This is a genomic window from Bacillus sp. 01N45, from assembly GCF_056399205.1.
This window is the reverse complement of the sequence record NZ_JBFTQW010000029.1, coordinates 1-10,018: the sequence shown is the minus strand read 5'-3', so window position 1 is coordinate 10,018 and position 10,018 is coordinate 1. Positions and strand designations below refer to the sequence as shown.

Here is a 10,018-nt window from a genome sequence, read left to right as displayed (position 1 = left end):
AGATTTTAACGTGGAACAAACAGGTCTTGGTATAGTTCTAGGTACTTTACCTATAAATCCAACTACAATCGTTAGGTTTGCTATTTCAACCTGCAAAATTACAGCTGTAAACATTCTCTAAAATTTAGAGATGCATAATAAAAAATAGTATCAAATGCCCATCAACCCAACATTTTGAAGTACCCCAAAAACAAAAAAATGTACATTTTCACCTGAGGATGCCAATTTTTTCGTTTTGGGGTAATTTTGAATTCTTAAATTGATGGCAATATGGTGAGACCCTTTAATCGTAATTAGCATTATGATAATCGTTATTTAAGCTGGGCACTCTTCCATGGGACGATATTCTATGTGAAAGGTATTATGTTATTACTTGTACTGAGGCTCTTCATGTTCAATTTGTTGAAGACGAGGATTTAAAGATTCAATAATTTCTTGAGCTTGTTGTGCTGCACCTTTATATAATTGTTTTGCTTGCTTGTTATCAGTATCAAGAACAAATCCTTCTAGGCATGCTTGAGCACTCTTTAATCCAGCGATAGTTTGTTTAAGTTTAGTACTTACTGTCATGTAGTATTCCTCCTTGTAAATGTACTTCAAAATATAGAGTGCCTATTTTGTTATCGTCGTACGAATTCCAATTTTAGGGTTATGCGAATGAGAAATTTTATAGTTAATCATTCAAAGAAGGATTTTTTTAGCTAATAGATGCATGGAATAGTTTTGTCCCAATAACAAAAACTAACAGAAATAAAACGATAATATATAAAGGAGATTAAATATGCTGAAAAAGATAGGAAGAATTTTCCGAGTATTCCTCTTTTTATTTATCGGTGGATGTTTAGTTCTGTTTGTTTGGGGTGAAATTGACAGAACGATAGCCGAAAAAAATGAGGTATTTAGCCAGAATTCTAGTCAATACCCTATGCGTCAAAGTGATATTACTTTGTATACAGATGGGAAACAGTTAAACAATCAACTATTCTCAGATATAGAGAAAGCAAAGCATTACGTGCATGTTAACTTTTTTTCTATTGCTGATGATAAAGTAAGCCATCAGTTTCTAGAGTTATTGCGGAAAAAAAGTCAAGAAGGTGTAGAAGTATACTATGCTTTGGACAGGTTAGGTGGAATTTTACTAAAGAAAAAGGAAAGAGAATTATTAGTTAAAAAAGGAGTTCATTTTACATATTACAATAAACCTGCTTTCCCTTATCTTTTTTCTTCTTTGGATCATCGGAATCATCGTCGTATTTCAGTTATTGATGGAAAGGTTGGTTACATTGGTGGATTCAACATCGGGAAGAAGTATTTGGGGGAAAAAGAAAAACTTGGTTATTGGAGAGATTATCATCTTCAAATACGAGGAGAAGGAGTTCAAGATTTAGAACAACAATTTGTATTAGACTGGAAGAGAAACTCAGAGAAACCGATTCCGATACACAATGCGGTAAAGGAAAAGGGAGCAACCTCGCAACGATTTACTGCATATTATAGTGGAGAAAAACTTGGGCACGATTATAAAATGCTGTTTCAACAAGCAAAAGAATCCATTATTATATTAACACCTTATTTTATACCAAAAGACAGAACTATTTGGAACGCATTAGTAGATGCAAGAAAGAGGGGAGTCCGTGTCAAAATTCTATTCTCACCTCATTCGGATGCACTATTAGTTAAAGAAGCAGCATATCCATATATCCGAAAAGCATTAAAACAGGGGATGGAAGTATATGGTTACAAAAATGGGGTGTTACACGGTAAAGTATTTTTGATTGATGAAAAAGTATTGATGGTTGGGACCGTGAATTTTGATTCACGCTCGTTTCATTTAAATGAAGAAATGAACTGTTATATTCATGACCCTATCTATATTTCGAGAATAAAACCAGTGATTAATGCAGACTTACAAAATTCAAAGCAAGTAACATCCTCTGACGTCAACCAATTATCTATAAAAGAAAAAATAAAAGAAAAGGTTGCAAAAATGTTTGAGTATTATTTGTAAAGACAATGTATTTGTATACTTGGATAACAGGGGCTATATGCTTAGTGATTTTACATATTTTCCATGGAATCAGCTGGGCAGTTGCTACAAGTTCGATAGAAAAGGCTGTGATTGATGTATTCCACGATCTCTTCGTGGAGAAGCAATGGCATGGCTTTAGGACCAGTATTAGATCTTTGGGTAATAAAATCATTTTCATTCTATTATCTATTTCTTCTATGTTCAGGATTAGCACTTGTTGCATTCATACTTGTACTTGGTACAAAAATACCATCAATTCAACATGCATCAAAAAAACGCTAAGCAAAAATACAATAAGCTGCCCATATGGACAGCTTATTTACATAATTTTCGTTACAGGTAGTTCATTATTTATAAGTTAAACTCATTTATTTTTTACTCTCTTTACTTGACTTTGTTATGGAAGAAAAAGTATAAATCACAAGGGCTAACCAAATAAAGGTAAAAGCTATAAAATGAGCTTTTGTTAACGTTTCGTTATAAAGAAAAACACCGGCTATTAGTGACAGAGTTGGTGAAATATATTGGAGAATACCAAGCATAGATAATGAAACTTTTTTAGCACTCTTTGTAAATAATAAAAGTGGTAGAGCTGTTACTATGCCACTCCCTATTAATAATAAACTGGTTGAAACAGAATTGAAAAATTGTATTTGAGATTGAAACATCAAGTAAGTCAAATATACTAACGCAATAGGCGAAATTACCATCGTTTCAAGTGTTAATCCAATGACTGAATCTGTTTTAATCATTTTTTTGGCTAAACCATAAAATCCAAAGGTAAGCGCCAAACTAAGAGAAATCCAAGGAATCACACCATAATGGAACGTTAGTGTTAATACACCAATGCCTGCTAATATAAATGCAAGAATTTGAGAACCACTTAACTTTTCTTTTAATGCGATTACACCGATTAACATACTTGTTAAAGGATTAATGTATTGACCAAGACTTGCTTCTAATATTTTTCCATTAAGCACTGCCCACATAAAGATACCCCAGTTTGAACTAATCAGTACAGAAGCAATAATAAGTGACCAAACTAATTTTGGATTTTTAACAATTTCTTTCATGAATTCAACATATGTAGACCATTTCTTCATGAAAAATAAAAGTACAAGCATAAAAATAAAGGACCAAAAGACTCGTTGTGCTAGAATTTCTCCTGAAGATACGTGTTGAATAAGCTTCCAGTAAATTGGAGTAATACCCCACATAATATAAGAAAGTACTGCAAACACAATGCCATCTTTTTCATTATTTAATTTCATTCTGAGCCTTCTTCCTAAATATTTAAGTGTTAAATTACCTGGTTTGTTTTAAATAACTATTAGTAGTAGGGTAGTAGGGTAAGTACTGGTGTAATCCATTTTATTACAAATCACGATTTTAACATCAATGATTGGTAAAGTAAAATGTTTTATTATCTTATGTTTTTAGTAGAAAAATGCATATTGTATACATGTGGGGTTAACATAATGTCCTATTATTAGTAGCAAGAAAAAAGCGAATCCACACTCTCAAAAGAAATCCACTTTTTCTTTTTCGATAACTCTATTCATTTTTTATACATTCCTATCCTGGTATGGTTTTTGGGTTACTGGATTAGCAGAAAAACTGTATAAAATCTAGTATACTCCTTAGCATGTTGTTTTCTTAGGTTGCTGGCGGTACCCCATCGCTATCAAGCTAAGCTCATACAACGTCACTTATAGTAGAGGTTATTTCTTTTTTTCTAGAGGATACATGTAGGGAATTTAAAGATTTGCATGGGTGTCTTTTTGTATTGTTTGGAATAGAAGAAGAAAATAGTTTTTAATCATATATATGGCCTTATATTCACTCAGTTCTCGTTTCTTTTTCATAAGAAGTAATCGCCGCATTTGAAACATGATAGAAGAACAGATTAGAATACCAATCATGTACGTGCCCCATCGGGACAATATCTATAGGGGTGTTTGTCATATACACATTTATACCACTGAGCCGTTTACTACGAGGAGAATATGTCATGCCTTTCTTTTTCTCTCGAATAGCTTGATCTCGTAGGCGTTTTTGTTGTTGTTCTTTTGTTAGTCGATGAACAATCACACGAGTTGGGACTTTATCAGTCATTCCTACATAAGCGTTGGATATTTCACATGTTTGTCCTGGTTGAAGAGAGTTCATTACAACCTCCACATCTATCTGGATATACTCTGTACCTTTCTTGATTCTGCCATCTTGAAAATAATCAGGATTAGGATTTTTTTGATAAATACGTGTATTCGATTTGATACGTGAGAGATAATAAGCCTTTTTATCTTGTATGTGTTGAAGATCTTTCAAATGAAAATACCCTAAATCTCGGATACATAAATCATTCGCTGTCACAGTTGGAACACACAGGGAACCGTTGGTTCGATCATGTTGTTTCCCTGGACCTGTATGAATATGAAGAAACTGTCCACTTAATAAATCATACTCAAGCTGAATCTTTACTCCCGCTGTATGACTGCATCCTCCTGCACCTGGATAAACGGATGAAAAAGGATCTGGAAGTTGAAATGCAGTTGAATCTAAAATACGAATACGCTTGAAAACAGAAGTATATGGTGAAGAAATGGGCATAGATGAGGTCAATTTTTTGTTTAATAGTTCGGCTAGTAGGTGTTGTAAAAGTTGGACGGCCGCCTTATTAAATCGTTGATTCAGTCCCTCAGGACTGATAAGTACTGCTGTTGATGCTTCTAAACAGCTAGATAATTGAGTTAAAGAAGTCATAGCTACATTTTGGCTCACCCATACACATAAAGCTATTAAATCTTTTGCTTGGTACTTACTGGTTCGTTGTACGAAACCAACATCTCTAGCAAGATTCCGTAAGGTATTTGGAGATAAAAAAACTTTGAATCTCTTGAGCAAATAGTTGTAATTCATCAGACACAGAAACAGACATAAAAAACGCCATCCTTTTCTATGATTCTACAAAAAGAATAGCATTTTTTTTTGCTTTACGGATACACTTTTTTAGCTTGATACCGATGTTTTATGTCTCTCAATCAATTGAAGAACCTCAGCCATTTGTTTAAATAATTAATATCCCAAAATATCTACTTCAGCTGCTGAAGCAAATCCATTTTGTCCATTTGTTACTTCTACTTTTACATATTTTGCAGTAACAGGATTAAATGTTGCATGTTTCTTATTACTATTATTTTCCCATGTTCCTGATGATATTTTGTCATACTTAACGCCATCTACACTCGTATAAATATTGTAAGTTAAAATACGGCCATTTTCTGACCCATCTTGCCTTGGAAGATATGCCAATTGTGAAATGGTACGTGTATCGCCAAGTTCTAGTGTCAAATTGTAAGGATATTGATTTGGTGTCCAACTACAATGCCAAAATGTATCTGTTTTTCCATCTATCGCCTTACTAGCTGAACCCGTTGATTCCTCACTATTTGCACTTGCCTTCATTATTTTTTTAGACAATACAGCAAGTGGTTTAACAGGTTTAGCATCCGTTGCTTCCCATATAGGTGCAATTAATGTTGGGTTATTTAAAGCTTCTACTTTTTGTCTCGTTTCTTGGGTCGCCTTTAATCCCCACTGATCAAAAAATGGAAGTAAGTTTTGTTTTGCTACCTTTGATGTATTGTAAATAAATGCTTGTATTTTATCTTCGTCTGTTTTTGGAAGTTGATCTTCTGGTATCTCACGATATAATTTGTGAAGGTTTGGATAAAACTCATCCCCATATGCCAAATGAAGCTGCCAAAGCATAACAAGTTTTACAAACAGGTCGTCTATATTTTTATATTCTTTATTCGTTTGTTTCAAATAAGCAAAGGCTCTATTATAATCTCCCTCTGATTCTAAACGTGTTGGTTTATTTGGATATAATTTCTTGTCTGCAGCTAAAGAATATAGATTAACAGTTACTTCACCCATACCTCTTAAATCATTCCAAGTCCATGGATATTGTTGTCGTGCATGTCCCGCTTCATGCATTTGTCCCCATCCAAACTCATTGACATTTAAAGTACTTTTGATTGCTTCACCAGCAGTCGTAAAGACGGCTCCATCCCAACTTGCATACATGCCCCAACTTTGTGCGTTAGGGTTTTCTACAAAGGCCCAAATACGACGAGTTGAACGATGTAAAGGATTAGGATCTGTTTCAGATAACCCCGATATCCGATCTTGTGCCCGAATCATTTCATCATATTTATTTAATAGAGGAACAGGATCTTGATTTACAATATATTTATTGGCACTATCACGAGTTACAGTTAGTACTGCTCGTTCTGATTTCAATTGTACCGCATGTGCATCTGGATATTTGTTCATCATGGCAATCCAGTCATCTTTCGTGTGTTTCCCTAATTCAAAAAATGGAATAGGACTACCGCCTTGTGTTACCTGCACCTTAACTGTTCCTGTACCTTGATAATTATCAAACCCTAATACGCCGCCGTTTGGAGAAGAGATGGTATTAGAGCCAGGAGAAAGATCAATTTCTTTTCCCCATTCTTTATCATATTGATGTGTCCCAATAATGGCTCTAATCTTTTGCGTTCCTGATACTGTAATAGTAACCTGTTCGTTAGGTTTTATATAAATTCCAGTTGGCATATAATTTTTTTGCTCACCTCTTTTTTCTCTTTTTGCTTCATCCCAAAAACTACCTGTACCTGGCAAGTCAAACTCTCTTTGTTCATATTGAGTTGCAGTTTGTGCAGTTTCAGCATGTACATCTAAATTGTTTGTCATAATAGGTGCAAATAACGTGGTTGCTAAAATAGCGGATGTCGCAAACACCTTTATTGACTTTTGTAACCTGCCGCTCTTTTTTTTATTCATATAAATCAATCCTTTCTCATTCCCGTTTTTTTAAATAAATATTTTAGATGAATTAAGATATCATCTGTATAAAATATACATTTTTTAGCAAAAAATAGGTATTGAGAAAAAATTTATTTTAAGGGCTTTTTAATGGAGGAATAATTTGATTTTGACTATGAACTGTAAAGAAAAAACGTTTTCTATTCTAATAATCTAGTTTGTTTAAAAGTAATAATGATTTTTACTTTTAGAGAGAGTTAGTATTCTTAAGTTGGTAGATATGGGGTACCGTCATATAATCATCAAATTGAGATATCAGTTGTTTCAAAAAGAGCCGAACTTACATAAATAACTATCAATAGATAGAAATTTCATTTTGGGGGTACTGCAAAATATTAGCTTGATGGGCATGTGGCGCTACCTCATCGCTATCAAGCTAAAAAATAGGTTACCCCCAAAACGAAAAAAATATGTTAAATTCCCATAGATAACTATCTTATATTAATTACATAACCTAGTGTGTGATATAATAATATAAAGATATTGTGTTTAAAGGGGGGATTCAAATTGGTTAAAAACTTACCTTTACTAATAGTGATTTTAATACTAGGTGTAAGTTCTTCCACATTAAGTACGAACGGATACTTTTCTCCAGTTATAGAATGGTCTTTAATGATTATAAGTATTATTTTAAACATTACTGCAGTGATAGGTTTATCACTACACGTCCTTGTATATCAACCTATGAAAAGATTTGAAAAAAATTTAAAAGAGACCTTCAAATAAAATAATTATATTTGAGGTAACACCACATCGCCATCGAGCTAAAAAAATGTATCCATAAAAAGAACAAATACGCTATTCTTTCTGTAGAATCATAGGAAAGGATGGCGTTTTTTTAATTTTATAGATACTTTGTGGTAACCTCAAGTAGGAGGATTTAGCACAGTCAAATAATAATATCTTTTGTCTAGAAAGGAGAATGTTTTTTGAAATACACATTAAGAAAAAAATTAAGAGTGTTTTTTATAGGATTATTAGTACTAGTAATAATCGCTTCTATTTTCGTTTATTATAAGTTTTTAACACCTTCAGCAGATATTCAACAATACAAGGCGTATTATGCTCCAAAAACAACACAAAAAGTATTGAATCAGGGCGAGGTAAAGGTCACATTTTTAGGAACATCATCTTTACTATTTGATGATGGAAATACACAATTAATGATTGATGGTTTTATCTCTAGGCCATCCTTACTAAAAATGTTGTTCAGCAATATAAAAACAGATGAAGATACTGTGGATAAAGTTTTTAATCAAATAGGGGCAGATAATAATAAACTTAAGGGATTATTTATTGCACATACACATTATGATCATGCGTTTGATTTAGCTTATATAGCTAAACGAACTGGAACACATGTATATGGTTCAGAATCAGCAATTAACATAGGTATTGGTGGTGATATAAATAAGAACCAGATGTCTGTATATGAAGTAAATAAGGCTATGAAGTTTGGTGATTTTACTGTTACTGTCCTTCCATCAAAACATTCACCAACCTTTGATGAAGGAGAAAAAATAAAAAAGCCACTTAAACAACCAGCTAAAGCCCTAGATTATCATGAAGACTCTTCATATGATTACTTGATTATGTATAATAATAAAACTTTCCTTGTTAAACCAAGTGCTAACTATATAGAAGGGGTATTAGATGATATTCGAGCTGATGTCTTGTTTTTAGGAATAGGGGTATTAGGAAAGCAGGAAAGTACTTTCCAAAATACGTATTACGAGCAAACTGTACGAAAAGTACAACCGAAGCTTGTTATTCCAATACATTGGGACGATTTCAACAAACCGTTGACAGATACTCTTGAAGCAATGCCTAAATATGCGGACAATACCAAAAATGGATTAGATTTTATCATTCAAAGGACAAAAGCAGATAAAATTGATTTTCAAATACTTCAAGGTTTTAGAAGTATTTACTTCTAAAAAAAGGGATCCACCACACCTCTATCAAGTTAAGAAACATAAAAAACGATAATAATGAACTTCCGCGCTAAAAAAGCCACAAAATTTTCGTTTAGGGGGCAATCTGTTCTGTTAGCTTGATAGCGATGGGGCGGTACCCCTGGTTTAAGTTAAAAAAATCCCCGGAAATAAACCTTTTATAAATATGATTATTTTATTTCGAGGGGCTCCTTATAAATCTTAGCTATATATTTTACGAAATCAATGACGGGATAGTGTATGAGTGAACGGTGCTGCGTAAAACGGATCCCTTCTTTTTCCATTTTCGAAATGAGTTGTTCAATTTCCAACTCTTTTTGTTGTATCCTATTATAATTTTGATATACAATGTTTTTCCATTGATAGGAAGAACCGTGAAAAAAATTCTCCCCTTTTACCCTGTGACTAAATATAATTTCTATTTTTTCTCTACGTTGTTTTTCCTTCATATGCGCTTCCGTTGACTGCATGTTTATCGCCTCTTCCCTTTTTTTGTATACTGTTTCACAAAATTTGGTCTAACTCATCATAGCCAATGTGCATTAAGTTTGTTGGGAATTGTCGTTTAAGGCTATCTCATCAACTATATTTTTTTCAAGCGCTTAATCTAATATATTGGATTATAATCTTACGTCTAAATAAATTGATAGTGTATATAAAACACTATCAATCTTTATTATAAAACGATTCTTTATAGGTATGCACCTTTTTACACTCACCAAAATTTACAACATGACGAGTATCTTTATCCATGAATGTTATTCTGTATTTACTGAGGTTAGTTTTTATTTTGACTAACTAACATATTGTTTGCCTCAATATCTATTTTATAAAAAAGAAAATAGATGTAACGGTCCCTCTTTTGATAAAAAAATCCTATGAAAATATAGCGCTCTTAAAGAGTTTTGTTACAGGTTTGTTATGTTTGATTTAAAAAAAGGAAAGTAATATTTATTTGTAGAAAATTTTTAGAGATAAAAATAAGCTGAATATTCATGGTAAGAAAAGGGGGCACTTATATGCTAACAAATGATTTAGATTTCCGATTAGAACCACGTTTAAAAGAACTGTATGAACAACATAAAATAAGAGCGCAGAAGATAGACTGGGGTTATCATGAGTTTTTACCATGGGATAAGGG

General features: G+C 32.9%; 8 protein-coding genes and 2 pseudogenes. 5 read left to right on the top strand and 5 right to left on the bottom strand.

Going from position 1 to position 10,018, the window contains the following annotated elements; genetic code table 11:
* Positions 1 to 369 precede the first annotated feature (369 nt).
* Positions 370 to 570 carry a DUF1657 domain-containing protein gene (locus tag AC1DMU_RS29300; protein ID WP_000218931.1) on the bottom strand — a complete coding sequence of 67 codons (201 nt, stop codon included), beginning with the start codon at positions 568 to 570 and terminating at the stop codon, positions 370 to 372.
* Between the two features lie 211 nt (positions 571 to 781).
* Between AC1DMU_RS29300 and AC1DMU_RS29295 the strand changes: the two genes are divergently transcribed.
* Positions 782 to 2,008, top strand: a complete 1,227-nt coding sequence (locus AC1DMU_RS29295) for a phospholipase D-like domain-containing protein (protein WP_088063917.1) — start codon at positions 782 to 784, stop codon at positions 2,006 to 2,008.
* 150 nt (positions 2,009 to 2,158) lie between these two features.
* Positions 2,159 to 2,311: an MFS transporter gene (locus AC1DMU_RS29290; RefSeq protein WP_223270629.1), complete on the top strand. Its 153-nt coding sequence runs from the start codon at positions 2,159 to 2,161 to the stop codon at positions 2,309 to 2,311.
* 86 nt (positions 2,312 to 2,397) lie between these two features.
* Here the strand turns inward: AC1DMU_RS29290 and rarD are convergent, their stop codons facing one another.
* The 3 genes and pseudogenes from rarD to AC1DMU_RS29275 form a co-directional block, all read right to left on the bottom strand.
* A complete protein-coding gene (gene rarD, locus AC1DMU_RS29285) occupies positions 2,398 to 3,300 on the bottom strand; it encodes an EamA family transporter RarD (protein WP_000773904.1) in 903 nt (300 codons plus the stop codon).
* A gap of 501 nt (positions 3,301 to 3,801) precedes the next feature.
* Positions 3,802 to 4,967, bottom strand: a pseudogene (locus AC1DMU_RS29280) (IS4 family transposase); the annotation flags it as partial.
* A gap of 137 nt (positions 4,968 to 5,104) precedes the next feature.
* Positions 5,105 to 6,880, bottom strand: coding sequence for a M60 family metallopeptidase (locus AC1DMU_RS29275; RefSeq protein ID WP_088063916.1), 1,776 nt, complete (start codon positions 6,878 to 6,880; stop codon positions 5,105 to 5,107).
* Between the two features lie 549 nt (positions 6,881 to 7,429).
* Here AC1DMU_RS29275 and AC1DMU_RS29270 point away from each other — a divergent pair.
* Positions 7,430 to 7,648 carry a hypothetical protein gene (locus AC1DMU_RS29270; RefSeq protein WP_000240392.1) on the top strand — a complete coding sequence of 73 codons (219 nt, stop codon included), beginning with the start codon at positions 7,430 to 7,432 and terminating at the stop codon, positions 7,646 to 7,648.
* A 203-nt stretch (positions 7,649 to 7,851) separates the two neighbouring features.
* Positions 7,852 to 8,859, top strand: a complete 1,008-nt coding sequence (locus AC1DMU_RS29265) for an MBL fold metallo-hydrolase (RefSeq protein ID WP_088063915.1) — start codon at positions 7,852 to 7,854, stop codon at positions 8,857 to 8,859.
* A 188-nt stretch (positions 8,860 to 9,047) separates the two neighbouring features.
* Here the strand turns inward: AC1DMU_RS29265 and AC1DMU_RS29260 are convergent, their stop codons facing one another.
* Positions 9,048 to 9,347, bottom strand: a complete 300-nt coding sequence (locus AC1DMU_RS29260; protein WP_001191994.1) for a hypothetical protein — start codon at positions 9,345 to 9,347, stop codon at positions 9,048 to 9,050.
* A 549-nt stretch (positions 9,348 to 9,896) separates the two neighbouring features.
* Between AC1DMU_RS29260 and AC1DMU_RS29255 the strand changes: the two are divergent.
* Positions 9,897 to 10,018: pseudogene (locus tag AC1DMU_RS29255) on the top strand (acyl-ACP desaturase); the annotation flags it as partial.